This window comes from Lysobacter sp. Soil_C_59, from assembly GCF_057656415.1.
This window is the reverse complement of sequence record NZ_JBDGKK010000001.1, coordinates 202,630-228,264: the sequence shown is the minus strand read 5'-3', so window position 1 is coordinate 228,264 and position 25,635 is coordinate 202,630. Positions and strand designations below refer to the sequence as shown.

The window sequence follows — 25,635 nt, the reverse complement described above, 5'->3', positions numbered from 1 at the left end:
TTAACCCTAGTCGGTAATCACGGCCGCGTTCCGCCACGCCGCCAAGAGGCAACCCAGCCGCATGCGTCTGTCCACGATCAAGCTGTCCGGTTTCAAATCCTTCGTCGATCCGACCACGCTGCACCTGCCGAACAACATGACCGGCATCGTCGGTCCCAACGGCTGCGGCAAGTCCAACATCATCGACGCCGTGCGCTGGGTGATGGGCGAAAGCTCGGCCAGCCGCCTGCGCGGCGATTCGCTGACCGACGTTATCTTCGCCGGTTCCTCGGCGCGCAAGCCGGTGTCGCAGGCGATGGTCGAGCTGATCTTCGACAACTCCGACCACACCATCACCGGTGAGTACGCGGCGTTCAACGAGATCTCGGTCAAGCGCACCGTCAACCGCGACGGCAGCAGCCAGTACTACCTCAACGGCGCCAAGTGCCGCCGCCGCGACATCACCGACCTGTTCCTCGGCACCGGCCTGGGCCCGCGCAGCTACTCGATCATCGAGCAGGGCATGATCAGCAACATCATCGAGGCCAAGCCCGAAGAGTTGCGCGTCTACCTCGAAGAAGCCGCCGGCATCTCCAAGTACAAGGAGCGCCGCAAGGAAACCGAGACCCGCATCCGCCACACCCGCGAAAACCTCGATCGCCTCAGCGATCTGCGCGAGGAAGTCGGCAAGCAGCTCGAGCACCTCAAGCGCCAGGCCCGGCAGGCCGAGCAGTACCAGACGATCCAGGCCGAACGCCGGGTCAAGGACGCCGAGTGGAAGGCGCTGGAACACCGCGCCCTCGACCAGAAACTGCAGGGCCAGCGCGAGAAGCTGAGCCAGCAGGAAACCCGCCTGCAGCAGTTGATCGCCGAGCAGCGCGAAGCCGAGCGCGAGATCGAAGTCGGCCGCGTGCGTCGCGAGGAATCCGCCGAGGCCTTGAACAAGGCCCAGGCCGCCAGCTACGAAGTCGGCGGCACGCTGGCCCGCATCGAACAGCAGATCCAGCACCAGCGCGAGATGTCCACGCGCCTGCAGAAGGCGCGCGACGAAGCACTGTCGGCGTTGGCCGAACTGGGCCAGCACATCGGCAGCGACCAGGCCCGCCTGGACGTGCTGCGCGCAGCCGTCGCCGAATCCGAGCCGCGCCTGGAGCAGTTGCGCGACGAAGACGGCATGCGCCAGGAAGCACTGCGCGATGCCGAAACGCGCCTGACCGAATGGCAGCAGCGCTGGGACGAACACAGCCGCGCCCAGTCCGAAGCCGCGCGCGCTGCCGACGTCGAGCGCACGCGCATCGAGCACCTCGATCGCCAGGTGCTCGACGCCGATCGTCGTCGCGAAGCACTCAACAACGAACGCGCCGGGCTCGACCTGGCGGCGCTGTCGGAATCGTTCGCTGCCCTGCAGGAGCAGCACGAAACCCAGAAGTTCTCGATCGACAGCCTCAGCGAGGAGCTGGAGACCCGCAAGGGCGCGCTGGGCGAACTGCAGGACCAGCAGCGTGGCACGCAGACCGAACTGGCCGAGGCGCGCAAGCAGGTGCAGGCCGCACGCGGCCGACTGTCGTCGCTGGAAACGCTGCAGCATGCCGCGCTGGGCCAGGAGCAGGGCGCCGCACTGAGCTGGCTCAAAGCCCGTGGTCTCGACTCGGCCACGCGCGTCGGCGAAGCGCTGCAGGTTGAAGCCGGCTGGGAGAATGCCGTCGAAGGCGCGCTCGGCCAGATGATCGAGGGCGTGCTGGTGGAATCGCCGGAAGTGCTGGTCGATGCGCTCGGCGAACTCGGCGAGGGCCGCCTGGTCCTGGTCGACCCGCAGAACGACTCCGTCGACTTCGCGCCGACCTCGCTGGCCTCCAAGGTGCGCGGGCCGATCGCGATCCGCCGCGTCCTCGCCAAGCTGCACGCCGCCGAAGACCTCGCGCAGGCGCGCTCGATGCTGCCGATGCTGGGCGAGGGCGAATCGATCATCACCCGCAACGGCGAGCGCCTCGGCGCCGGCTGGGTGCGGATCCTGCGCTCGGGCGCGGCCAAGCAGGGCGCACTGCTGCGCGAGCGCGAGATCCAGTCGCTGCGCGCGGAGATCGACACGCTGCAGGCACGCGAGCGCGAGCTTGAGTCATTGCTGGTGCAACTGCGCGACCGCCTGCTCGCCGCCGAGCAGCATCGCGAGGACGCGCAGCGCACGTTGTACATGGCGCACCGCAGCGTTTCCGAACTGGCCGGCCAGCTGCAGAGCCAGCAGGGTCGCCTGGATTCGGCGCGCGGTCGCATCGAGAAGATCGATGCCGAACTTGCGCAACTGGCCGAAACCCTGGAAAGCGCCCGCGAGCAGTCGCGCGATTCGCGCACGCTGCAGGAAGAAGCGGTCATGCGCATGGGCGAGCTGGAGGACACGCGCCAGGCGCTGGAGTCCGAGCGCCGTGCCCTGGGCGATGCCCGCGACCAGGCCCGCAACATCGCCCGCGAATCGCGCGACACCGCGCATGCGCTGGCACTGACGCTGGAATCCCAGCGCACGCAGATCACCGCACTGGCGCAGGCGCTCGATCGCATGGGCGGCCAGCGTGGCCAGCTCGATTCGCGACTGGGCGAACTGTCGGCGCAGCTGGCAGACGGCGACGAGCCGGTCAACACGCTGGAAGAACAGCGCCAGGTCGCGCTCGAGCAGCGCGTGATCACCGAGCAGGCACTGACCGCCGCGCGCACCACGGTCGACGGCATCGACCATGACCTGCGCCGCTTCGAACAGGTCCGCCACCAGCGCGACGAACAGGCCATCCAGCAGCGCGAGGCCATCGGCCAGCGTCGCCTCGAACAGCAGGCACTGGTGCTCAAGGCCGAGCAGCTGTCGGCGGCGATCGTCGAAGCCGGCTTCGTGCTCGAGGACGTGGTCAACACCCTGACCGACGACATGCAGCCGCAGGTGTGGGAGCGCACGGTCAGCGAGCTCGACGGCAAGCTGCGCCGGCTCGAACCGGTCAACCTGGCTGCGATCGCCGAGCACGCCGAGGCCGCGCAGCGCAAGGAATACCTGGACGCGCAGGACGCCGACCTCACCACCGCCCTGGAAACGCTCGAGGATGCGATCAAGAAGATCGACCGCGAAACCCGCGGCCGCTTCAAGGACACCTTCGACCGCGTCAACAGCGGCGTGCAGGAGCTGTACCCGCGCCTGTTCGGCGGCGGCCATGCCTATCTGGAACTGACCGGTGAAGACCTGCTCGATACGGGCGTGTCGATCATGGCGCGTCCGCCCGGCAAGCGCGTGTCGAACATCTCGCTGCTGTCCGGTGGCGAGAAGGCGATGACCGCGGTGGCGCTGGTGTTCGCGATCTTCCGCCTCAACCCGGCACCGTTCTGCCTGCTCGACGAAGTCGACGCTCCGCTCGACGAAGCCAACGTCGGCCGACTGGCTGCGATGGTCAGCGAGATGAGTGAACAGGTACAGTTCCTGTTCGTGACCCACAACAAGGCGACGATGGAAGCGGCGCAACAGCTGTCCGGCGTCACCATGCGCGAACCCGGCGTCAGCCGACTGGTCTCGGTCGACCTGGCGGAGGCTTCGCGCCTGGCTGGTGTGGCCTGAGTCCAGGCCACAGCGGTTTTCGCCCGTCGACATTCCCCCGTACGTCATTCCCCCGTACGTCATTCCCTGTAAATCCGCCTGCCGTAAGGAAGCCCCTCAATGTCAGACGTGACCCTGCTGCGTATCGGCATCCTGATCGCCGGCCTGATCCTGATCGCCGCGATCGTGTTCTTTGGTCGTCCGCGCAAGCCGGGCCAGGGCAAGCGCGTGCCGCGCGAAGCGGCCGCCGCCGACGGCAGCCGTCGCGAACCGTCCCTGGGCGAGCAACTGGAACGTGAGCTTGGAGGCGAGGGCCCCGCGGCCGGCGAGTCCACGGCCCAGGCCGAACTGGAACTGTTCGACCGCACGCTCGAGGGCGCGGCCAGCAGTGAACTGGGCCGTCGTGCCACCGAAGAATTCGACAAGATCGTCACGCTCTACCTGGCCGCGCGCGCGGGGCAGAAGCTGCACGGTCCCGACATCGTCGTCGCCGCCGAGAAGGCCGGCCTGGTCTATGGCCACATGGGCGTGTTCCATCGCCTGGTCGAGAACCATCCCGAGCGCGGCCCGGTGTTCAGCGTCGCCAACATCATGAAGCCCGGCAGTTTCGACATGGCGCAGATCCAGGCGCTGGAGACACCGGCCATCGCCTTCTTCCTGACTCTGCCGGCGCCGGTCAACGCGCTCGACGCCTGGGAAACCATGCTGCCGACCGCGCAGCGGATGGCCGAACTGCTCGACGGCGTGGTCCTGGACGAGCAGCGAAACGCGCTCGGTCGCCAGCGCATCGCCCATATCCGCGACGAGCTGCGCGCCTACGACCGCCAGCGCGAAGCGCCGCCGCTGACCAAGCCGGCGCGCTGGTAATTTGAAGCCCTCTCCCGATGGGAGAGGGTGGCGCGAAGCGCCGGGAGAGGGACGCGCGCAGCGCGAGTGCTTTCTCCGGCCGGTGTGAGCAGAACGCAACGTCCCTGGATCCCCGCCTGCGCGGGGATGACGAGAAGGTGGGATCGATTCAGTGGCCAAATCCTCCAGCAATCCGTCCTCCCGCATCGCCGAGCTGCGCGCCCAGCTCGATGACGCCAACTACCGCTACCACGTCCTCGACGATCCCGCGATTCCGGACGTCGACTACGACCGCATGCTGCGCGAGCTCGACGAGCTCGAGGCCGCGCACCCGGAACTGATCACGCCCGACTCGCCGACCCAACGCGTGGGCGCAGTGCCCAGCGGAAGTTTCGCCCCGGTGCGCCACGCCATCCCGATGCTGTCGCTGGGCAATGCCTTCAGCGACGACGAAGTGGCGGTGTTCGTGCGCAAGATCGAAGAGCGCCTGGGCCGCGATTCGCTGGCGTTCTCGGTCGAACCCAAGCTCGACGGACTGGCCATCAGCCTGCGCTACGAGGACGGCCGCTTCGTCCAGGGCGCCACGCGCGGCGACGGCGCCACCGGCGAGGACGTCACCGCCAACCTGCGCACGATCAATGCGATTCCGCTGCAGCTGCGCGGCAAGGGCTGGCCGCGCGTGCTGGAAGTGCGCGGCGAGGTCTACATGCCGCTGGCCGCCTTCAAGGCCTACAACGAGCGCGCGCTGGCAGAGGGCGGCAAGGTCCTGGCAAATCCGCGCAACGGCGCGGCCGGATCGCTGCGCCAGCTCGATCCACGCATGACCGCGCAGCGGCCGCTGGCGTTCTACGCCTACGGCATCGGCCTGGTCGAAGGCATCGAACTGCCCGAGACCCATTCGCAGACACTGGCCCGCCTGCGCGAGTGGGGCTTTCCGGTCAGTGGCGAAAGCGACGTCGTCGAAGGCCTGCAAGGCCTGCTCGACTACTACCGCGCGATCGGCGACAAGCGCGACCGCCTGCCGTTCGACATCGACGGCGTCGTCTACAAGCTCGACGACTACGAAGGCCAGGCGGAGATGGGTTTCGTCTCGCGCGCGCCGCGCTGGGCCATTGCGCACAAGTTCCCCGCGCAGGAACAGATGACCGTGGTCGAGTCGATCGAAGTCAACGTCGGCCGCACCGGCGCGGTCACGCCGTGGGTGCTGATGCAGCCGGTGCAGGTCGGTGGCGTCACCGTCACCCGTGCGACGCTGCACAACGCCGACCAGGTCGCGCGTCTGGACGTGCGCAACGGCGACACGGTGATCATCCGTCGCGCCGGCGACGTCATCCCGGAAGTGGTGCGCGTCGTCGTCGAGAAGCGGCCGGCGGGGACCAAACCCTGGTCGATGCCCAGTCATTGCCCGGTGTGCGGCTCGGAACTGGTGCGCGAGGAAGGCGAAGCGGTCTGGCGCTGCTCGGGCGAGCTGACCTGCGCGGCGCAACGCAAGGAAGCCATCGGCCACTTCGCCTCGCGCCGCGCAATGGACATTGAGGGTCTGGGCGAGCGTTTCATCGAGAGCCTGTCCGACCTTGGCTACGTGCAGTCGGTCGCCGACCTGTACAAGCTCACGCTCGACGACCTTCTGGAAATGAAGCGTCGTGCCGACGAACGTGACGACACCACGCCGGAGACCGTGAAGTCCGGCAAGGTTGCCACGCGCTGGGCCGAGAACCTGCTCGAGGCCATCGACCACAGCCGCAACACGACGCTGGAACGATTCCTCTACGCGCTCGGCATCCAGCACGTCGGCGAGAGCACCGCCAAGGCGCTGGCGACCTGGTTCGGCGATCTCGAACTGATCCGCCACCTGCCGTGGCCGCTGTTCAAGCGCGTGCCGGACGTCGGCGGCGAAGTCGCGCGTTCGATCGGTCATTTCCTCGACCAGGCCGGCAACCAGCAGGTCATCGACGACCTGCTCGCGCGCGGCGTCACCATCACCGATACGCATCCGCCCACGCCGAAACTGCGTGACGGACTCAACCTCGCCACGCTGCTGGTGGACCTCGAGATCCCCAAGGTCACCCGCGTGCGTGCAGAGCAGTTGGCCAGTGCCTTCCCGAGCGTGCAGGCACTGCTCGACGCGCCGAAGCACAACTACGTCAGTGCCGGCTTGCCGGCGGACACCGCGCAGGCGCTGGCGGACTGGCTCGAGGACGAAACGCAGGCAGGCCAACTGGTTGCCGGTGGCAATGCACTGGCGCGCCTGGATGCAATCACGCCCGCCGCGGCCGAAGTCGCGCAGGGCCCGCTCGATGGCCAGACGGCCGTGCTGACCGGAACGTTGTCCTCGCTGAGTCGCGATGAGGCCAAGGCGAAACTCGAGGCGCTCGGCGCCAAGGTTTCCGGCAGCGTTTCAAAGAAGACCAGTTTCGTCGTTGCCGGCGAGGCTGCCGGCTCCAAGCTCGACAAGGCGCAGGAACTGGGTGTCGAGATCTGGGACGAAGAAAAGCTGTTGTCGTTCCTGGCCGGCCACGAACCGTGACCGACTGGCGTCCTTCGGCGAGCTTCGAAACGCTGCGTCTGCGCGCACGGCTCAATGCGCTCATCCGCGCATTCTTCGCCGGGCGCGACGTGACGGAAGTGGAAACCCCGGTGATGTCGATGGCGGGCAACACCGACGCCAACATCGCCTCGTTCCAGCTCCAGTTCAGTGGCCGCACCGACGGCGCGCCGCGGACGCGCTGGCTTCGCACGTCGCCGGAGTACCCGCTCAAGCGACTGCTGGCGGCGGGCTTCGGTGACTGCTACGAACTCGGTCGGGTGTTCCGTGACGGCGAGGCCGGCGGTCGCCACAACCCCGAGTTCACCATGCTCGAGTGGTATCGCCTGGGTTGGGACCATCAGCGCCTGATCGACGAAACCGCGCAGCTGGTGCTGGCGGCACTGGAGCTGGTGGGGCGCAGCGCCACGTTGAAGCGTGTCGCCTATCACGACCTGTATCGCCAGCAGCTCGACATCGATCCGCACAGCGCACCACTGGAACACGTGCAGGCCGCGCTGGGCGATGTAGTCATCGATCCGGAAGGGCTGACCCGCGACGACTGGCTGGACCTGTTGATGACCCATCGCCTGCAACCTGCGTTCGCCCCTGACCAGTTGCTGGCTGTGCACGACTATCCGGCCTCGCAGTGCGCATTGGCGCGGTTGGGGCAACGCGACGGCATCTGCGTGGCCGAGCGCTTCGAGCTCTACCTGGGGCCGCTGGAACTGGCCAACGGCTACCACGAGCTGGCCGACGCGCACGAACAGGGGCAGCGCTTCGATCGCGACCTCGCCCTGCGCCGCGAGCGAGGCGATGTGTTGCCACCGCGTGACGAGCGCCTGCTGGAGGCCCTGCACGCGGGGTTCCCGCATTGCGCGGGCGTGGCGATGGGCATCGACCGGCTGCTGATGGCCATGCTGGGCAGTCCACGCATTTCCGATGTGGTCGCCTTCGACTTCGGTCGTGCCTGATTGTTTGCACGCTACGAAAAATTAAGGAAGTTCCGGATGTCGGTTTTCATCCGGACGGTTTAGAGTGGCTGCGTGAACTCAGGGGTGCACGATGCGCGGCTGGTCGCCTTCGACTTGCTTACTCGCACTATTGGTACTGCTGGCCGGGCCTGAAACGAAGGCACAGGACACGGGCGGCCGTTTCTTCGGCGACCGCGTCGTGCGCTGCGAATCCAAAGGCGGACAGGCGCACCTTTGTCCCGTGGACATCCGTGGCGGCGTGCGCCTGTTGCGATCGCTGTCGAAGTCCAATTGTGACGAAGGCCGGACCTGGGGCCTGATCGATGCCGGCATCTGGGTAAGGGACGGATGCCGTGCGGAGTTTGTCCTGGGCTATGGCGGCAGCGTCGGCAGTGGCCTTGGCAGCCGCACCATTCGCTGCGAATCGCGCGGCAACCGCTGGCAGCACTGCGACGCCGACATCAGTGCCGGCGCGGAGCTGGTACGGCAACTGTCGAAGAATCCCTGCATCCGCGGTGACAACTGGGGCATCGACAATCGTGGCGTCTGGGTGTCCGGTGGCTGTCGCGCCGAATTCCGGATGATGGCGGTGGTCTCGCCCGAGACGACGCCTGGAAAGATCGTGCGATGCGATTCGACCGACAAGCTGCCGCGGCATTGCCCGGCCGTCACGGAAGGCGGGGTGGTGCGCCTGTTCCGGCAACTGTCACGCGCGGCCTGCATCGAGGGGCGCAGCTGGGGTGTCGACAAGAACGGAATCTGGGTCGAAGACGGCTGCCGGGCGGAATTCGAGGTCCGTCACAAGGAAGACCTCAGCGGCGGCTGAATGGCCGTCAGCGGCGGCCAATCGGTGAAGCATTCGTTAAGCTGTCCTCGCTAGAGTGAGAACCAACTCAACGAGGAGCTGTTTCATGACCCCGTACTTGCCCAATTTCTTGCCGAGGGGCCTCGGGATTCTGATTGTGCTTGCAGCTTCATCCGTGGCCGTGCCGGCCGCGGCGCAATACAACGGCGGCACCACGCCGACCGTCCGCTGCGACTCCAACGACAACAAACACCGCCAGTGCGCCGCCGACACACGTAATGGCGTGCTGTTGCTGCGGCAGTACTCCAAGAACGCATGCGTGGAGGGACGTACCTGGGGGTACGACCGCAACGGCGTGTGGGTCAATGGCGGCTGCCGCGCCGAGTTCGCGCTGGTCCGTGCCGGGCAGGGTGGCGGCCACGGCGGTGGCCAGGGTGGCGGCCAGGGTGGGGGATGGGGCGGCGGCAACGGAGGCAACAACGGCGGCGGCCGCAGCGTGCGCTGCGATTCCAACGACAACCGCTACGTGCAGTGCCAGATCGACGGCCGCAGCGCCTATATCGTGCGCCAGTACTCGAAGTCGCCATGCATCGAGGGCCGTACCTGGGGCACCGGCCGCGGCTTCGTCTGGGTCGACGAAGGCTGTCGCGCCGAGTTCGCCAGTGGTTACGGCGGCGGCCACGGAGGCGGCAATGGCGGTGGCTGGAACGGCGGCGGCAACGGCGGTGGCTGGAACGGTGCGCAGGCGCAGAAGCTGTACTGCGGCTCCGACGATCGCCGCGAGCGCCGCTGCAACGTGACGATCCGTCGCGATGCCCGACTGGTCCGCCAGGCGTCCAAGGCGCCGTGCATCGAAGGCCAGAGCTGGGGCTGGGACCGCAACGGCGTCTGGGTGAGCAACGGCTGCCGCGGCGACTTCAGCGTCCTGTAAGGCAATCGCGCCGTCCGCCCTCCCTTTCGCCGGCGGCGGAGGGGAGGGCAAGCGTGCAGTTCGCTAAACTGCACGCATGAACACCACCATCGATTTCGACCGTTACGACCGCATCCGCCCGATCCGCTGGACCGGGCAGGCCCTGGAACTGCTCGACCAGCGCAAGCTGCCGTTCGTGGTCGAGTACGTGACCTGCAACGACAGCGCTGCCGTGGCTGAAGCCATCCATGCCCTCACCGTGCGCGGCGCTCCGGCCATCGGCATCGCCGCCGCCTGGGGTGTGGTGCTGGCCGCGCGTGAAGTCGACGCCGCCGATGGCGCGCAGGCCGCAGGCAAGCTCGAGCCGGCCATGCAGCATCTCAACGCCGCACGGCCGACCGCGGTCAACCTGGCCTGGGCACTGGCGCGAATGCGCCGCACCCTTGCCGCCGCCGGCGCCGACTGGCGCGAAGTGCTCGAGCGCGAAGCGCACGCGATCGCCGACGAAGACCTCGCCGCGAACCGCCGCATGGGCGCGCTGGGCGCCGCCCTGATCGCGCCGGGCAGCGGCGTGCTGACCCACTGCAATACCGGTTCGCTGGCGACCGCAGGCTTCGGCACCGCCCTGGGCGTGATCCGCGCCGGCGTGGCCGAAGGCCGCATCGAAAAGGTGTTCGCCGGCGAGACGCGGCCGTGGCTGCAGGGCGCGCGCCTGACGGTGTGGGAGCTGCAGCAGGACGGCATCGCCCCGACCCTGATCGCCGACTCCGCCGCATCGCACCTGATGAAGACCGGCGACGTGCAGTGGGTCGTGGTCGGTGCCGACCGCATCTGCGCCAACGGCGACACGGCCAACAAGATCGGCACCTACCAGCTGGCGATCGCGGCACGCCACCACGGCCTGAAGTTCATGGTCGTGGCCCCGTCCTCGACGGTCGACATGGAGACCCCGTCCGGCGACGCCATCCACATCGAGGAACGCGACCCGGGCGAGTTGTTCGGCGTCGGCGGCGTGCGTACCGCGGCCGAGGACGTGGGCGCCTGGAACCCGGTGTTCGACGTGACCCCGCACGAACTGATCGACGCGATCGTGACCGAGCGCGGGGTGATCGAGCGGCCGGATGCGGCGGCCATGAAGGTCGCCTTCGGCTGAGCGCGCCGTCATCCCGGCGAACGCCGGGACCCAGGCTGGCCACACATCCGCCGAGGGCCTGGATCCCGGCGTTCGCCGGGATGAGCGCCATGCCCATAAACCCTCTTTAAAAACCCCCGCAACTGCTTGTTTCTGCGTGGGAATCAGGCAGCAGCGGGACCCCGTTCCGTGCTATGATTTCGTGTCCTTTTGAAGCCGTCGACGACGGGCTGTCAAAGGGCCCCTGACGGGGTCCGCGACGCAGGCCTGGCGGGCAGTTGCCGCGACGGTTCTTCAAGACGTGATGCCCGACCGCAGTCGTCGCTGCGGACAACCAACGAACGGAAACCTGATGGCCGAACTCGCCAAGGAAATCATCCCGGTCAATCTCGAAGACGAGATGCGCCGCAGCTACCTCGATTACGCCATGAGCGTCATCGTCGGGCGCGCGCTCCCGGACGCGCGCGACGGACTCAAGCCAGTCCACCGCCGCGTGCTCTACGCGATGAACGAGCTCGGTGCCCACAGCAACAAGCCGTACTACAAGTCGGCGCGTATCGTCGGTGACGTCATCGGTAAGTACCACCCGCACGGCGACACCGCGGTGTACGACACCCTGGTGCGCATGGCCCAGCCGTTCTCGCTGCGCTACATGCTCGTCGACGGCCAGGGTAACTTCGGCTCGATCGACGGCGACAACGCCGCGGCGATGCGATACACCGAAGCACGCATGTCGCGCATCGCCCATGAGCTGATGGCCGACATCGACAAGGAAACCGTCGACTTCCAGCCCAACTACGACGAGAAGGAACTCGAGCCCACGGTCATGCCGACCCGTGTGCCGAACCTGCTGGTCAACGGTTCCGCCGGCATCGCCGTCGGCATGGCGACCAACATCCCGCCGCACAACCTGTCGGAAGTGATCGACGCCACGATCGCCCTGATCGACGACCCGACCATCGATGTCGACGGCCTGATCCAGTACATACCGGGTCCGGACTTCCCGACCGCGGGCATCATCAACGGCACCGCCGGCATCGTGAACGCCTACCGCACCGGCCGTGGCCGCGTGCGCATGCGCGCGCGCGCCGAGGTCGAAGTGGCCGACAACGGCCGCGAAGCGATCGTCGTCACCGAGATCCCGTACCAGGTCAACAAGGCGCGGCTGATCGAGAAGATCGCCGAGCTGGTCAAGGAAAAGAAGCTCGAGGGCATCAGCGAGCTGCGCGACGAGTCCGACAAGGACGGCATGCGCATCTTCATCGAGGTCAAGCGCGGCGAGTCGGCGGAAGTCGTGCTCAACAACCTCTATCAGCAGACGCAGATGGAGTCGGTGTTCGGCATCAACATGGTCGCCATCGTCGACGGCCGACCGAAGCTGCTGAACCTGAAGGACCTGCTGGAAGTGTTCGTGCGCCACCGCCGCGAGGTGGTGACCCGTCGCACGATCTTCGAGCTGCGCAAGGCCCGCCAGCGCGCCCACATCCTCGAAGGCCTGACGGTTGCGCTGGCCAACATCGACGAGATGATCGAGCTGATCAAGACGTCGGCGAATCCCAACGAAGCGCGCGACCGCATGCTCGCCCGCAAGTGGGAAGCCGGCCTGGTCGGCGCGCTGCTGTCGGCGGCCGGTTCCGATGCCTCGCGTCCGGAAGACCTGCCGGCCGGCGTCGGCCTGGTCGATGGCTTCTACCAGCTCACCGAAACCCAGGCCCAGCAGATCCTCGAGATGCGCCTGCACCGCCTGACCGGGCTGGAGCAGGACAAGCTGACCGAAGAGTACAAGCTGCTGCTGGAAACCATCCGCGGCCTGATCGAGATCCTCGAGGATCCGAACGTGCTGCTGGAAGTGATCCGCACCGAGCTGCGCAACGTCAAGGAAGAGTTCGGCGATGCACGCCGCAGCGAGATCCGTGCCAGCGAGGAAGACCTCGACATCCTCGACCTGATCGCGCCGGAAGACGTGGTCGTCACCCTGTCGCACTCGGGTTACGCCAAGCGCCAGCCGGTCAGCACCTACCGCGCGCAGAAGCGCGGCGGCAAGGGCCGCAATGCGGCAGCGACCAAGGACGAGGATTTCATCGACCACCTGTGGCTGGTCAACACGCATGACACGCTGCTGACCTTCACCAGCGCCGGCCGCGTGTTCTGGCTGCCGGTGCACCAGTTGCCCGATGCCGGTCCGAACGCGCGCGGTCGCCCGATCATCAACTGGATCCCGCTGGAAGCCGGCGAGCAGGTGCAGGCGGTGCTGCCGGTGCGCGAGTACGTCGAAGACCAGTTCGTCTTCTTCGCCACGCGCAATGGTACGGTCAAGAAGACCCCGCTCACCGAGTTCGCCTTCCGCCTGCAGCGCGGCAAGATCGCGATCAACCTCGACGACGGTGACGCCCTGGTCGATGTCTCGCTGACCGACGGCACCCGCGACATCATGCTGTTCGCGAGCAACGGCAAGGCCGTGCGCTTCGCCGAGGACGCGGTGCGCTCGATGGGCCGTACCGCCACCGGCGTGCGCGGCATCCGCCTGGCCGAGGGCGAGGAAGGCGAGGACGGCGCCGCGGACACCAGCGGCGCGCACGTGGTCAGCCTGATCGTGGTCGAAGGCGACGGCGACATCCTCACCGCCAGCGAACGCGGCTTCGGCAAGCGCACCTCGCTGGAGGAATACCCGCGCAAGGGTCGTGGCACCCAGGGCGTGATCGCGCTCAAGACCACCGAGCGCAACGGCATGCTGGTCGGTGCGGTGCAGCTGTCGGATCACCACGACGTGCTGTTGATCTCCGACGGCGGCACGCTGGTGCGTACGCGCGCGGCGGAGATCTCGCAGGTCGGCCGCAACACGCAGGGCGTGACCCTGATGCGCCTGGCCGCCGATGAAAGCCTGCAGACCATCGAGCGCGTCGATGCCTCGCTGGACGAGGACGAGGAAGGCGGCGAAGCGGTGATCGACCCGGGTGCCGGCGACGGCGCCGTCGAGACCACCCCGATTGCGGGTTGATCGGACGCAGTAACGAAAACGCCGCCGAAAGGCGGCGTTTTCGTTTCCGGCATCCGCGGCTACGGAAGCGGAGGGACGCGCGCCATCACTTCATCCACCGACAGCTTCTGCAGCTCCGCCACCTCGATCGCATCGAACGAGCGCACGCGGATTCCGGTTCGTTGCACGCTGGTGTGCTGCCCGAACAGCGCCAGGCCCGGTGTCCCCAGGCAGGCGGCGAGGTGGGTGGGCCCGGTGTCGTTGCCGACGACGAAGGCGGCGTTGGCCAGCACGCCGGCGAGGGCGAACCAGTCCAGGAAACCCGAGGGCCCCAGCAACACCTGGCAGGGCAGGGTCCGGGCAAGGTCGAGCTCGTCCGGACCGGGCGCGACCACGACCTGCCGGCCAGCGGCGACCAGGCGCCGGGCAAGCTCCGCGTAGTGGGGCCAGCGCTTTTGCGGATGACGGGCTGCACTTCCGGGAATCAGCGCGACGTAGCCTGCTTCGACGCCGGCCGCGGTGAGCAGGGCGGACACATCGTCGGCCATCCAGCCCACGTCAGGCGCGCCCGTTTGCGTCGCGGGCACGCCGGCCTCTGCGAGGAGGCGGGCATACGCGATCCGGTCCGGCACCGCGCTGGAACCGGGGTTATCCCTTCCGTGCCAGGGCAGGCCAGGGCTCAGCAGGCGCCGGTACAGGCGCGTGCGCTGGCTACCCTGGAGGTCGTAGACGCGGTCGAATCGACGCCCGCGCAACTCCCGCACCAACTCCAGGTTGTGGTCGATGCGGAGCCACGGCGCGCGCGGGTCGACGATCAGCGCGTCCACGTGCGGGCACCGGGCCATCAACTGGCGGAACTGTGGCGCGACCAGCAGGGTGATGTGCGCATCCGGGTGGTGCGCGCGGATATCGCGCAGGGCGCCGTCGGCCTGGACCAGGTCGCCGAACGCACCCTGGCGGATCACGAGGAGGGAACGGCGCGGCCCGTTACCCGGAACCGGCATGCCGGCGCCTGGTTCACTGGCCAAGGAGGGCATGTGTTCGTGCAGCATCGCGGTCCGGGGAAAGGCGGGCGGGCCACGGCCCGGCGCGTGGATGATCGCATAGACGATCGCAATTCCGTGTGTCTGCCCATGCAGGGCAGCGGCGACACCAACGGTAGCTGACGCGCAGAAGGCGTGAACGGTTCCAGTCGCGATCCTCCTATACTTCGCGAAAATCAGGGGAGGTCGCATGAAGCGCGTATCCGTAACGGAAGGAACCGTCCATGTCTCGCCGCATGCCCCCCCACGGCGCGTAGCGTCGTCGTCGAGCCGACGGTTGCGAGGCCGCTTGTTGCGCAGCCTGGTCGCCGTCGTCATGGCGGCGACATTGCTGTGTGCAGGCTGCAAGCGCGATGCCGATGGCCAGCTGCCCGCGGTCAGCGGCGAAGCGGTTCAGGGCAAGCGCGAAGCCGTGCAGGGGTTCGCGCTGGTCGCGGCCTATCCCGACCAGAAGGCTGACGAGCAGATGGCGATCGCGCTCGAATTCAGCCGGCCGCTGGTGGGCAGCCAGGACTTCGACCAGCTGATTTCCGTTACCGATGCCAACGGCGCGGTGATCAAGGGCAGCTGGGTACTTTCGGACGATGCCAAGGTGCTGCGTTTCCCGCATGTCGATGCCAGTCGTGATTATGTGGTCGCGATCAAGGGCGGGCTGACCGCGGCCGCCGGTGATCGTCTGGGTCAGCCGATGCGCAAGCAGGTGCATACCGGGCCGCTGGATCCGGTGGTCGGATTCGCCTCGCAGGGCAGCGTCCTGCCGGCGCGCGAAAGCCGCGGCCTGCCGGTGGTATCGGTGAATGTCTCCGAGGTCGATGTCGAGTTCCTGCGCGTGCGCGACAAGGAGTTGCCGCGGTTCTTCGCCCAGTACCAGCGCGGCGGCCGTCGTGGCAGCTGGGAGCTGGGCAGCGAATACAGCGACAAGACGCCGATGGAGCGTCTTGCCGAGCCGGTTTACGTCAATCGCTTCGTGCTCGGCGGGAAGACCAACGAACGCGTGCTGACCTACCTGCCATTGCAGGACATCAAGGAGCTGCAGCAGCCCGGCCTGTACTTCGCGGTGATGAAGCGCGCGGGCGAGTTCCAGGATCGCTACGAGACCGCGTTCTTCACCGTCAGTGACCTGGGCCTGCACGCACGCGCCTACAAGGACAAGCTGTTCGTCCACGCCGCTTCGCTGCACAAGGGGTCGGCCGTCGGCGGCGTTGAGCTGAAGGTGCTCGACGGCAAGGGCGAGACGGTGATGAAGGGCGAGACCGACGGCAACGGCAACGTGATGCTGGGCTACACGCTCGATTCCGGACACGTGCTTGTGGCGTCGCACGGCAAGGACGTGTCGATGCTGCCGTTCAACCAGCCGGCACTGGACCTGTCGGAGTTCGCGGTCAGTGGTCGCGAGCAGGCCTGGTTCGACGTGTTCGCCTGGTCGGGACGCGACCTCTACCGTCCTGGCGAAACCGTGCGCGTTTCGGCGCTGCTGCGCGACCAGGATGGACAGCCGGTCGCGACCAAGGGCAAGCCGTTGCAGCCGCTGTTCCTGCGCTACGTGCAGCCAGACGGCAAGACCTTTCTGGAGACCCGCCTGCAACCCGATCCGCAGGGTTATGTGCGGCACGCGCAGGTAATCCCGGTGGACGCGGCCACCGGTCGCTGGCGCATCGAGTTCCGCACCGATCCGGGCAGCAAGGAGGCGGTGCAGGGCATGACCCTTCGTGTGGAGGAGTTCCTGCCGGAACGGCTCAAGCTCGATCTGCAGGCGCAGCCGGTGCTCAAGCCGGGCGAACCGGTGCACCTGGCCGTGGAAGGCGCTTATCTCTATGGCGCGCCGGCCGCGGGCAACCGCTTCACCGCGAAGCTGGCGGTGGCGGTGGAACAGCACCCGCTGGAGCAGATGCCGGGGTACTTCTTCGGTGATCCGACACTGTCGCTGCCGAAGGAGGCCAAGGACGTCGTCGATGCGAAACTCGATGCCAACGGCCGGCTGCAGCAGGACATCGCCTTGCCGGCCGAGGCAAAACCGGTCAGCACGATTGCCGCGATCGTGACCGGCAGTGTGTTCGAGAGCGGCGGTCGCAGCGTCAACCGCAGCGTCAAGCGCGTGCTGTGGCCGGCCGAAGCGATCGTCGGCGTGCGTCCGCTGTTCGACGACAAGGAAGGCAGCGACGCCAACGCAACTGCGGGCTTCGAACTGGCCCGCGTCGGCAGCGACGGCAAGCCGCGGGCGGGCAAGGGCCTGCGCGTGACGCTGGTCCGCGAGCATCGCGATTACCACTGGAACTACCAGGACGATGGCGGCTGGGACTACGACTTCACCCGCCGCCATGAGGACATCCAGACACGCACGCTAGATGTCGGCGACGTGCCACAGCGGATCGACTTCCCGGTCGAGTGGGGCGACTACCGCGTCGACGTTTTCGATCCGGCGACGAAACTGACCACGCGCTACCCGTTCACCGCCGGCTGGAGCTGGGACGACGACAACCGCGGCCTCGACGCGCGCCCCGACAAGGTCAAGCTCGCCCTCGACAAGACGGCCTACCGCGCCGGCGACACGCTCAAGGTGACGTTGACGCCACCGCACGAGGGCAAGGGACTGCTGATGGTCGAGAGCGATCGCATGCTCTACGTGCAGGACATCGAAGTGAAGGCCGGCAGCACGTTCGAGATCCCGGTGACGAAGGACTGGGAACGACATGACGTGTATGTCACTGCGCTGGTGTTCCGCGGTGGCAGCGCGCCGAGCAAGGTCACACCCGCACGCGCTGTCGGCGTCGCCCACGTGACCATGGACCGGCGCGATCGCAAGGTCGCCGTTGGCCTGTCGGCGCCGGCGCTGATGCAGCCCGAGCGCGATCTGCCGGTAACGGTGAGCGTGCCGCAGCTGGCGGGCCAGGACGCGTTCGTGACGGTGTCGGCGGTCGATGTCGGCATCCTCAACATCACCCGCTTCCCGGTGCCCGATGCGGCCGCGCAATTCTTCGCCCAGCGCCGACTGGGTGTCGATGCGTATGACGTCTACGGTCGCGTGATCGAAAGCTTCGAGGGCGGAATCGCCAAGCTGCGCTTCGGCGGCGACATGGCATTGGCGGCGTTGCCGCAGGCAAGGCGTCCGACTGCGCGCGTGCAGACGGTCGACCTGTTCGCCGGTCCCGTGAAGCTCGATGCGCGCGGCAATGCGCGCATCAACCTCGCGGTTCCCGACTTCAATGGCACGCTTCGTGTGTCGGCACTGGTGTACTCGGGCAACCGATACGGCAGCCGCGATCGCGAGACCATCGTACGTGCGCCGATCCTTGCCGAAGCCAGCCTGCCGCGCGTGCTCGCACCTGGCGACCGCAGCAACGTCACCCTGGACGTGCAGAATTTCACCGGCCGTGCCGGCGAGTTCAAGGTCGAGGTCAACGGCGAAGGTCCGGTGTCGCTGGCCGATGGCGGGCGCACTGCCAGCCTTGGTACGGAGGCGAAGACCACCTACACCTTCCCGTTGCAGGCCAGGGAGGGGTACAGCACCGCCCAGGTACGCGTGCGCGTGCAGGGCAACGGCTACAAGGTCGACCGCCGCTACGAGGTGCCCGTGCGGCCGGCGTGGCCGTCGGTGCTGCGCGCCCGTACGCGTGTCCTCGATGCCGCAGGCGCGGTGCCACTGCCGGCGGACCTGGCCGAGGGCCTGATGCCCGACTCCGTCAACGCGCAACTGTCGGTCAGCGCATTGCCGCCGATCCCGTTCGCGAGTGCGCTGAAAGGCGCGCTGGAGTACCCCTACGGCTGCGCCGAGCAGACCACCAGCAAGGGCTTCGCCGCGCTCGAGCTGGACGATGCGACCGCGCGCATGCTCGGCGTCACCGGACTGGATGCGAAGCTGCGCCGCACGCGGATGGAAGGCGCGTTTGGACGCCTGGCGGCGATGCAGATCGGTTCGGGTCACTTCTCGATGTGGGGCAGTGGCGACTACGTCAATCCGCTGATCACGCCTTACGTGGTCGAGTTCCTGCTGGACGCGCGCGAGGCCGGTTTCGCAGTCCCCGACACCGTGTTGCAGAAGGCGCTGAAGGTCCTCAATGAAGACCTGCTGTCAGGCGGTCAGGCGTTCTTCGGCTACGACCGGCGCGAGCACCTGAAGTTTGCCTACCAGGCACATGCAGGTTACGTCCTGGCGCGGGTGAATCGTGCGCCGCTGGGCACGCTGCGCGCGCTCTACGACAACGATCGCAAGCAGAGCCTGACCGGGCTGCCGCTGGTGCACCTGGGCCTGGCGTTGACGCTGCAGGGCGACAAGGCGCGCGGCGGCAAGGCGATCGCGGAAGGTTTCGCGCGCGATCCGGTGGACCGGCCGGAATACCTTGGCGACTACGGCAGCCGCGTGCGTGACGATGCACTGATGATCGCACTCGTCCACGAGCACGACCTGGCGACGCCGGCGTACGACGCGCGGGCGGTGGACCTGGGTCGCGAACTCGACGCACGCCGCAACAGCGGCTGGATGTGGCTGAGCACGCAGGAACAGGTGGCGCTGGCGCGGCTGGGCAAGGCGCTGATGGCCGAGAAGGGCAAGCAGGTGTCGGGCCAGTGGAAGGTGGGCGAGGTCGTGACCGATGCGGCTTCTGCTCGGATCATCGGCCGCACCTTTGACCATGCCGCATTGCTGCGCGGCGTGTCGTTCATCGCCAAAGGCGAGCCACCGCTGTTTGCCAGCTTCGAAGTGGCCGGCGTCCCGCGCCGCGCACCGGAACCGGACGAGTCGCTGATCAAGGTGTCGCGAAAGTACTTCGCCACCGATGGCACGCAGTGGAAGGGTGGCGTGCTGGAGGAGGGCGAGGCGCTGATCGTGCAGGTCGCCATCACGCCCAGCCGGGACATGCCCGACGCACTGCTGACCGACCTGCTGCCGGCCGGCCTGGAGATCGAGAACTTCAACCTTGGCGACGGCAAGCAGTGGGCCGGCGTGGTGATCGACGGCATCGAGATCGCCGACCGTGACGAGGCGGCGGAAGTACGACACGAGGAGTTCCGCGACGATCGCTACGTCGCCGCGCTCAAGCTCGAAACCGGTAACACCGCGCGCGTGTTCTACCTGCTGCGGGCGGTGACGCCGGGCACCTACACCGTGCCGCCGCCGCTGGTGGAGGACATGTACCGGCCGCAGTTGCGTGGCGTCGGCAAATCGGTGCCGGCAACGGTGACGGTGACGCAGCCGGGAGGCGGATGAAAAGCCTCCCGTCATCCCGACGGAGCACGTCATCCCGGCGTACGCCGGGATCCAGGCCCGCAACCGGTCAGGAACCGGGGCGTGCCGATGAGGACGCCGTGACGGCCTGGGTCCCGGCGTTCGCCGGGACGACGGTGACTAGTTGAGTGGTCAGTGAAGTGAGCAGGGCAATATCGAGCAGCAAGCCACAGCGACGACGCCGGCGCGCCCTCGTGGTGTGCCTGGCTGCGCTGCTGGTGCTCGTCAGCGCCATGCTTCTCGACCTCGCATTCCCCTTGCCCTTGCCTGACAAGAACGACGACGGCGCCGTCGTGGTCGCCGCCGACGGAACCCCGCTGCGCGCTTTCGCCGATCGCAAAGGAATCTGGCGGTATCCCATCACCGCCGAACAGGTTTCGCCGCTATACCTGCAAGCACTGCTGAATTACGAAGACCGCTGGTTCTGGAAACATCCCGGAATCAATCCCGTCGCGATGCTGCGCGCAGGCGGGCAGTGGCTGCGCAGCGGGCGGGTGGTCTCGGGCGGATCGACACTGACCATGCAGGTCGCACGCATCCTCGATCCGGCGATGCGCACCGGCACGCGCACGCCATGGGCGAAGCTGCGCCAGGTGTTGCGGGCGATGCAGCTGGAAGTGCACCTGTCCAAGCAGGAGATCCTCGCGCTGTACCTGCAGCGCGCGCCATTCGGTGGCACCGTCGAAGGTGTCGAGGCGGCCAGCTGGGCGTACCTCGGCAAGCCGGCGTCGCGCCTGTCGCACGCGGAGGCAGCGCTACTGACCGTGCTGCCGCAAGCACCCAGCCGCCTGCGACCGGACCGCGAGCCCGAACGCGCCCGCATCGCCCGGGACAAGGTGCTGTCGCGCATGCAGGCACTGGGCGTGTGGTCGCGCGAGCAAGTGGCCGACGCCCGCATCGAACCGGTGGTGGCACGGTCGCTGCAACCGCCGCTGCTCGCACCGTTGCTCGCACAGCGCCTCCGCTTCGAACATCCGCAGGCATCGCGGCTGGTATCGACGATCGATCCGGAGCTGCAACGTACGCTGGAAGAGCGTGTCACCCGCTATTTCTCCGACTTGCCCGCGCGTACCTCCGCAGCGCTGCTCGTGGTCGACAACGCCACGCTGGAGGCGCGTGCCTACGTCGGTTCGGCCGAGTTCGCCGACGCAAGCCGGTTGGGCCACGTCGACATGGTCAAGGCCTGGCGTTCGCCCGGCTCGACACTCAAACCGTTCCTGTATGGACTGGCGCTCGACGATGGCCTGATCCACTCCGAAAGCCTTCTGGTCGACGCACCGCAGTCGTTCGGCGGCTACCGGCCCGGCAACTTCGACGCCGCGTTCAATGGCCCGGTCAGCGCCGCGCAGGCCCTGCGCCTGTCGTTGAACGTGCCCGCCGTGGACCTGCTCGACCGGATCGGGCCGGCGCGCTTTTCCGCGCGCCTGGCGCACGCGGGCATCCGCCTGCAGTGGCCGCGTGGCGCCTCGCCCAACCTGGCGATGATCCTCGGCGGCACGGGGGCGAAGCTCGAAGACCTGGTCGGCGCCTACGCCGCGCTCAACCGCGACGGTGTCGCTGGCAAGGTGCGTTACACATCCGATGCCCCGCGCTTGGAGCGGCGCCTCATGTCGCCCGGAGCGGCGTGGATCGTGCGCGAGATTCTCCAGGCCAATCCGCGACCGGGCAGCGCCGCCGATACGTTCGACGCCGGCGGCCGGCCGCGGGTCGCCTGGAAGACCGGCACCAGCTACGGCTTCCGCGACGCCTGGGCGCTCGGCAGTACGCGCCGCTACACGGTGGGCGTCTGGGTCGGTCGACCGGACGGAACGCCGTTGCCCGGGCAGTACGGTGCGGTGACGGCGTTGCCACTGCTGTTCGAAGTGATCGACACGCTGCCGCGCCAACGCGGCGATGCATCGCCGCGGACACCGCCGCCCACGGTCGAAGACGTGGAAGTGTGCTGGCCGCTGGGCCTGCCACCGGACCCGCAGGCACCACAGCTGTGCCAGCGCCGCATGCAGGCATGGACGCTGGAGGGTTCATTGCCACCGACCATGGCCGAGCGCGATGCACGGCTGTGGAACACCGGTGTCGAGCGCTTCGAAGTGGATGCGCGCAGTGGCCTTCGCCTGTCCGGGGAATGCGCCGCGCCGCATGTGCGGGCGACGCGCCAGCTGGCGCGCTGGCCGGTGCTGGCCTCGCCGTGGCTGCCTTTGCAGACCCGCCAGGCAGCGACGCTGCCGCCGCTGGCGGCCGATTGCGTGGCCGATGGGCGTAATGCGGTCGAAGAACTGCGAATCGACGGACTGGCCGATCGCGCGACGCTGGCGCGTGCGCCAGGAAGCGAGCATCGGGTGCGATTGTCGTTGCGTGCACTCGGCAGCGACATGCGCATCCGCTGGTTGCTCGACGGTCGGCTGATCGGCGAGTCCAGCGGCGCGGGTGCGTTCGTGCACGACTTCGGCGAGCCTGGCACGCACACGCTGACGGCCCTGGCCGACAGCGGTGCGTGGTCGCGAATACAGTTCAGTGTGCTGCGCTAGGTGCGCAGCGAGCTTTCACAGGTCCTGCTTGAGCTGGGACAGCATGTGCTCGGCCGATGACACGCGGAACTCGCCCGGTGCTTCGACGTTGAGCAGCTTCACCACGCCGTCCTCGGCGTACAGCGAGAAGCGACGGGCGCGGCGGCCCATGCCGTAGGCACTGGCGTCCAGCTCCAGGCCGAGTGCGCGGGCGAAGTCGCCGTTGCCGTCGGCGAGCATCATCAGCCCCTCGGGCACGTGCTGGCTCTGGCCCCAGGCCTGCATCACGAACGGGTCGTTGACCGACATGCAGGCCACATCGACGCCCTGGCTGCGGAACTCGTCGAAGTGCTGCACGAAGCCGGGCAGGTGCTTCTCAGAGCACGTCGGCGTGAAGGCACCGGGCACCGCGAACAGGACGATGTTGCGACCGTCGAACAGGGCATTGGTGTCGAGCGTCTCGACGCCTTCGCGAATGCGCTGCAGGGTAACCTCGGGGATGTGATCGCCGATCTGGATGGGCATGGGGGACTCCGGTGAGAATGGGCACCATACTGGCAGCGCCAGGAATGCCGCGTCAAAGTCACTTGAAATCGACTGCGCGGCTGCCATTGTCTGCCTCGACCCGCCACGTCGGGCCCCAGGCCATGGCCATTGCAATGATGGAGCCAGAGCATGCAGTTCAAGGATTATTACGAGACCCTGGGCGTTGAGCCCAGCGCCGGTGAAGCCGAGATCAAGACGGCCTATCGCCGGCTCGCCCGCAAGTTCCACCCGGACGTCAGCAAGGAAACCGGCGCCGAGGAGAAGTTCAAGGCGATCAACGAAGCCTACGAAGCACTGCGCGACCCGCAGAAGCGCGCGGCCTACGACCAGCTGCGCGCGCGCGGCTATCGCCCCGGCGACGAAGTGCAGCCGCCGCCTGGCGGCTTCGGTGGCGGCGGCTACGGTGGCGGTGTCGACTTCGACGAGATCTTCGCCGGCGGCGGTGCCGGCGGCGGCTTCAGCGATTTCTTCGAGAGCATGTTCGGACGCGGCCGCGCCGGCGGTTTCGGCCAGCGCGGTGCACAGCCGCGCGGTGACACGCGAGCCAAGCTGGCCGTGTCGCTGGAAACCGTGCATGACGGCGGCAGCGTGCGCATCTCGGTCAACGATCGCACGCTTGATGTGCGCATCCCCAAGGGCATACGCCCGGGCCAGGTGATCCGCCTGGGCGGGCAGGGTGCGCAAGGGGACCTGTTGCTGGAGATCGAGTACGCCGCCCACCCGCAGTTCGAAGTCGACGGCCGCAACGTGATCTACGTGCTGCCGGTGGCGCCGTGGGAAGCGGCGCTGGGAGCCGCGGTCAGCGTGCCGACCCTCGGCGGCGCGGTGGAGTTGAAGATTCCCGCCAATTCCGAGGCCGGCCGCAAGTTGCGCCTGCGCGGACGCGGATTGCCCGGCGATGCATCGGGCAAGGTGGCGGCAGGCGATCAGCTGGTCGAGCTGGAAGTGCTCGCGCCGCGCGCCCAGGACGACGCGCAGCGGCAAGCGTATGAAACGATGCGTGAGGCGTTCGGCGACGACTGGCGTCGCGCCTGAGCATGCTGGCGACCCTGCGGCGCGGGGTCGCCAGTCAGACCGCAGCCGTCAGGCCGGAATCATCTGGGCGATGATGTCGGCCAGGTCGCTCTCGCTGAAAGGCTTGGTGATGTAGGCCTTGGCACCCTGGCGCATGCCCCAGACGCGGTCGGTGTCCTGGTCCTTGGTGGTGACCAGGACGACCGGAATGTGCTTGGTGCTCGGGTCGCGGCAGATCGAACGCGTCGCCTGGAACCCGTTGAGGTTGGGCATGACCACGTCCATCAACACCATGTCCGGAAGCTCGCGCTTGGCCGCTTCCACCCCTGCGGCGCCGTCCTCGGCCGTCAATGCTTCGTGGCCAAGCTTCTCGACGATGCGACGGATGCCCATCAACTGCGACGGCGAGTCGTCGACGATCAGAATGCGCGCCATATGTTTCCCCCTGAACTTGACGCGATTGTAGCGGTCGGCGGTGGGGCCGCAATAGCGGGGTGAATGCGCGAGGGCTTCAGGATCCGGAACCGGGAACCCGGTGCCGGTAGTGAAATCCCGATCAGGCCACCGCCACCAAGGTCCGGCCGAGCGAGCCGCCCGCCAGCATCGAGGCGAACACCTCGGGCAGCTGTTCCAGGCGCACTTCGCGCATGCAGATGCGGTCGAGGTGGCGCGGCTTCCAGTCGCTTGCCAGGTGCTGCCACACCGCTTCGCGGATGTCGCGGGCGGTGCCGGCGGAGGCGACGCCGAGCAGCGAAACACCGCGAATGATGAACGGCATCACGGTTGCGTCGAGTTCGGCAGAGGCAGCGAGCCCGGCGCTGGCGACGTTGCCGTAAGGCATGGTCTGCGCCAGCAGGCTGGTCAGCATCGGTCCGCCGACGTTGTCGAGGCCGCCGCCGAATCGCGCCGTCTCCATGGGGCGCGTGGTGGCGAGGGCATCGCGCCCGAGCACCTGGCTGGCGCCGATGGCCTTGAGGTAATCGGCGTGCTCGGCCTTGCCGCTGACCGCATGCACTTCGAACCCGGCACGGCTGAAGATGTCCAGCGCCAGCGAACCGACGCCGCCACTGGCACCGGTGACTGCAAGCGGACCGAGCTCGGGCGTCTGCCGGTTCTCGGTCATGCGCAACAGAGCCAGCGCGGCGGTGAATCCGGCCGTGCCCAGGATCATGCTCTCGCGCAGGTTCAGGCCCTTGGGCAGCGGGATCACCCACTTCGATTCCAGTCGCGCGTACTGGCCATAACCGCCATCGCGCGTCTCGCTGAGCCCGCAGCCGGTGACCAGCACTTCATCGCCTTCACGAAATGCCGGATCGGTCGACGCCACGACATGACCAGCGACGTCGATGCCCCCGACAAGCGGGAAGCGACGCAGGATCTTGCCCTGCCCGGTGCCGGCGAGCGCATCCTTGAAGTTGACCGAGGAGTAGGCGGTCCTGATGACGACTTCGCCAGCTGCCAGGTCGTCGATCGAAACCTGCTCGATGCCGCTGCGATAACCGGCGTCGTCGTTGTGGATGCGGAAGGCGTTGAAGGAAGTGGGCATCGTCATCGTCTTGATTCCGTCATCCCGGCGAGCGCCGGGATCCAGTGGG

The 25,635-nt window shown here is 67.7% G+C and carries 14 protein-coding genes and 2 pseudogenes; 12 read left to right on the top strand and 4 right to left on the bottom strand.

Translation table 11 applies throughout. From position 1 onward, the window contains the following. Positions 1-61: 61 nt before the first annotated feature. From smc to gyrA, 9 genes and pseudogenes are all read left to right on the top strand, one after another. Positions 62-3,565, top strand: a complete 3,504-nt coding sequence (gene smc / locus AC3A3Q_RS00970) for a chromosome segregation protein SMC (protein WP_487584484.1) — start codon at positions 62-64, stop codon at positions 3,563-3,565. Positions 3,566-3,664: 99 nt separating this feature from the next. Next, positions 3,665-4,411: a cell division protein ZipA gene (zipA, locus tag AC3A3Q_RS00965; protein ID WP_487584483.1), complete on the top strand. Its 747-nt coding sequence runs from the start codon at positions 3,665-3,667 to the stop codon at positions 4,409-4,411. Between the two features lie 151 nt (positions 4,412-4,562). Then, positions 4,563-6,492 (top strand): annotated as a pseudogene (gene ligA, locus AC3A3Q_RS00960) (NAD-dependent DNA ligase LigA); the annotation flags it as partial. A 176-nt stretch (positions 6,493-6,668) separates the two neighbouring features. Further along, positions 6,669-6,917: pseudogene (locus AC3A3Q_RS00955) on the top strand (BRCT domain-containing protein); the annotation flags it as partial. Continuing rightward, entirely contained in the window at positions 6,914-7,888 is a 975-nt protein-coding gene (gene epmA / locus AC3A3Q_RS00950; RefSeq protein WP_487584482.1) for an EF-P lysine aminoacylase EpmA, read from the top strand. The pseudogene AC3A3Q_RS00955 and the gene epmA, both read left to right, overlap by 4 nt. A gap of 91 nt (positions 7,889-7,979) precedes the next feature. Beyond that, the gene (locus tag AC3A3Q_RS00945; RefSeq protein ID WP_487584481.1) at positions 7,980-8,714 is read left to right on the top strand and encodes a DUF3011 domain-containing protein; all 735 of its coding nucleotides are present in this window, start codon (positions 7,980-7,982) and stop codon (positions 8,712-8,714) included. Positions 8,715-8,868: 154 nt separating this feature from the next. Next, positions 8,869-9,624, top strand: coding sequence for a DUF3011 domain-containing protein (locus tag AC3A3Q_RS00940; RefSeq protein WP_487584480.1), 756 nt, complete (start codon positions 8,869-8,871; stop codon positions 9,622-9,624). 76 nt (positions 9,625-9,700) lie between these two features. Further along, on the top strand, positions 9,701-10,756 hold the full coding sequence (gene mtnA / locus AC3A3Q_RS00935) for an S-methyl-5-thioribose-1-phosphate isomerase (protein ID WP_487584479.1): 1,056 nt from the start codon (positions 9,701-9,703) through the stop codon (positions 10,754-10,756). 331 nt (positions 10,757-11,087) lie between these two features. Next, the gene (gene gyrA, locus AC3A3Q_RS00930) at positions 11,088-13,733 is read left to right on the top strand and encodes a DNA gyrase subunit A (RefSeq protein WP_487584478.1); all 2,646 of its coding nucleotides are present in this window, start codon (positions 11,088-11,090) and stop codon (positions 13,731-13,733) included. A 59-nt stretch (positions 13,734-13,792) separates the two neighbouring features. Here the strand turns inward: gyrA and AC3A3Q_RS00925 are convergent, their stop codons facing one another. Next, positions 13,793-14,947, bottom strand: coding sequence for a glycosyltransferase family 9 protein (locus AC3A3Q_RS00925; RefSeq protein WP_487584477.1), 1,155 nt, complete (start codon positions 14,945-14,947; stop codon positions 13,793-13,795). Between the two features lie 124 nt (positions 14,948-15,071). Between AC3A3Q_RS00925 and AC3A3Q_RS00920 the strand changes: the two genes are divergently transcribed. Then, complete coding sequence (locus AC3A3Q_RS00920; RefSeq protein WP_487584901.1) at positions 15,072-19,958, top strand: alpha-2-macroglobulin family protein; 4,887 nt, start codon at positions 15,072-15,074, stop codon at positions 19,956-19,958. Positions 19,959-20,104: 146 nt separating this feature from the next. Next, complete coding sequence (pbpC, locus tag AC3A3Q_RS00915) at positions 20,105-22,501, top strand: penicillin-binding protein 1C (protein ID WP_487584476.1); 2,397 nt, start codon at positions 20,105-20,107, stop codon at positions 22,499-22,501. Between the two features lie 15 nt (positions 22,502-22,516). On the opposite strand, the gene AC3A3Q_RS00910 is transcribed toward pbpC, so the two are convergent. Then, positions 22,517-23,005, bottom strand: a complete 489-nt coding sequence (locus AC3A3Q_RS00910; RefSeq protein WP_487584475.1) for a redoxin family protein — start codon at positions 23,003-23,005, stop codon at positions 22,517-22,519. A 150-nt stretch (positions 23,006-23,155) separates the two neighbouring features. On the opposite strand from AC3A3Q_RS00910, the gene AC3A3Q_RS00905 reads away from it, so the two are divergent. Next, entirely contained in the window at positions 23,156-24,061 is a 906-nt protein-coding gene (locus tag AC3A3Q_RS00905) for a DnaJ C-terminal domain-containing protein (RefSeq protein ID WP_487584474.1), read from the top strand. Between the two features lie 48 nt (positions 24,062-24,109). Here AC3A3Q_RS00905 and pilH read toward each other — a convergent pair whose 3' ends face one another. Further along, positions 24,110-24,475 carry a twitching motility response regulator PilH gene (gene pilH / locus AC3A3Q_RS00900; protein WP_241919565.1) on the bottom strand — a complete coding sequence of 122 codons (366 nt, stop codon included), beginning with the start codon at positions 24,473-24,475 and terminating at the stop codon, positions 24,110-24,112. Positions 24,476-24,596: 121 nt separating this feature from the next. After that, entirely contained in the window at positions 24,597-25,592 is a 996-nt protein-coding gene (locus AC3A3Q_RS00895; RefSeq protein WP_487584473.1) for a YhdH/YhfP family quinone oxidoreductase, read from the bottom strand. Between the last annotated feature and the right edge of the window lie 43 nt (positions 25,593-25,635).

Coding starts and splice junctions, on each gene's coding strand:
- pilH (WP_241919565.1), bottom strand. CDS start 24,475: ATGGCGCGCATTCTGATCGTCGACGACTCGCCGTCGCAGTTGATGGGC.
- gyrA (WP_487584478.1), top strand. CDS start 11,088: ATGGCCGAACTCGCCAAGGAAATCATCCCGGTCAATCTCGAAGACGAG.
- AC3A3Q_RS00945 (WP_487584481.1), top strand. CDS start 7,980: ATGCGCGGCTGGTCGCCTTCGACTTGCTTACTCGCACTATTGGTACTG.
- AC3A3Q_RS00925 (WP_487584477.1), bottom strand. CDS start 14,947: ATGCGACCTCCCCTGATTTTCGCGAAGTATAGGAGGATCGCGACTGGA.
- smc (WP_487584484.1), top strand. CDS start 62: ATGCGTCTGTCCACGATCAAGCTGTCCGGTTTCAAATCCTTCGTCGAT.
- AC3A3Q_RS00905 (WP_487584474.1), top strand. CDS start 23,156: ATGCAGTTCAAGGATTATTACGAGACCCTGGGCGTTGAGCCCAGCGCC.
- AC3A3Q_RS00910 (WP_487584475.1), bottom strand. CDS start 23,005: ATGCCCATCCAGATCGGCGATCACATCCCCGAGGTTACCCTGCAGCGC.
- zipA (WP_487584483.1), top strand. CDS start 3,665: ATGTCAGACGTGACCCTGCTGCGTATCGGCATCCTGATCGCCGGCCTG.
- mtnA (WP_487584479.1), top strand. CDS start 9,701: ATGAACACCACCATCGATTTCGACCGTTACGACCGCATCCGCCCGATC.
- AC3A3Q_RS00920 (WP_487584901.1), top strand. CDS start 15,072: ATGGCGGCGACATTGCTGTGTGCAGGCTGCAAGCGCGATGCCGATGGC.
- AC3A3Q_RS00895 (WP_487584473.1), bottom strand. CDS start 25,592: ATGACGATGCCCACTTCCTTCAACGCCTTCCGCATCCACAACGACGAC.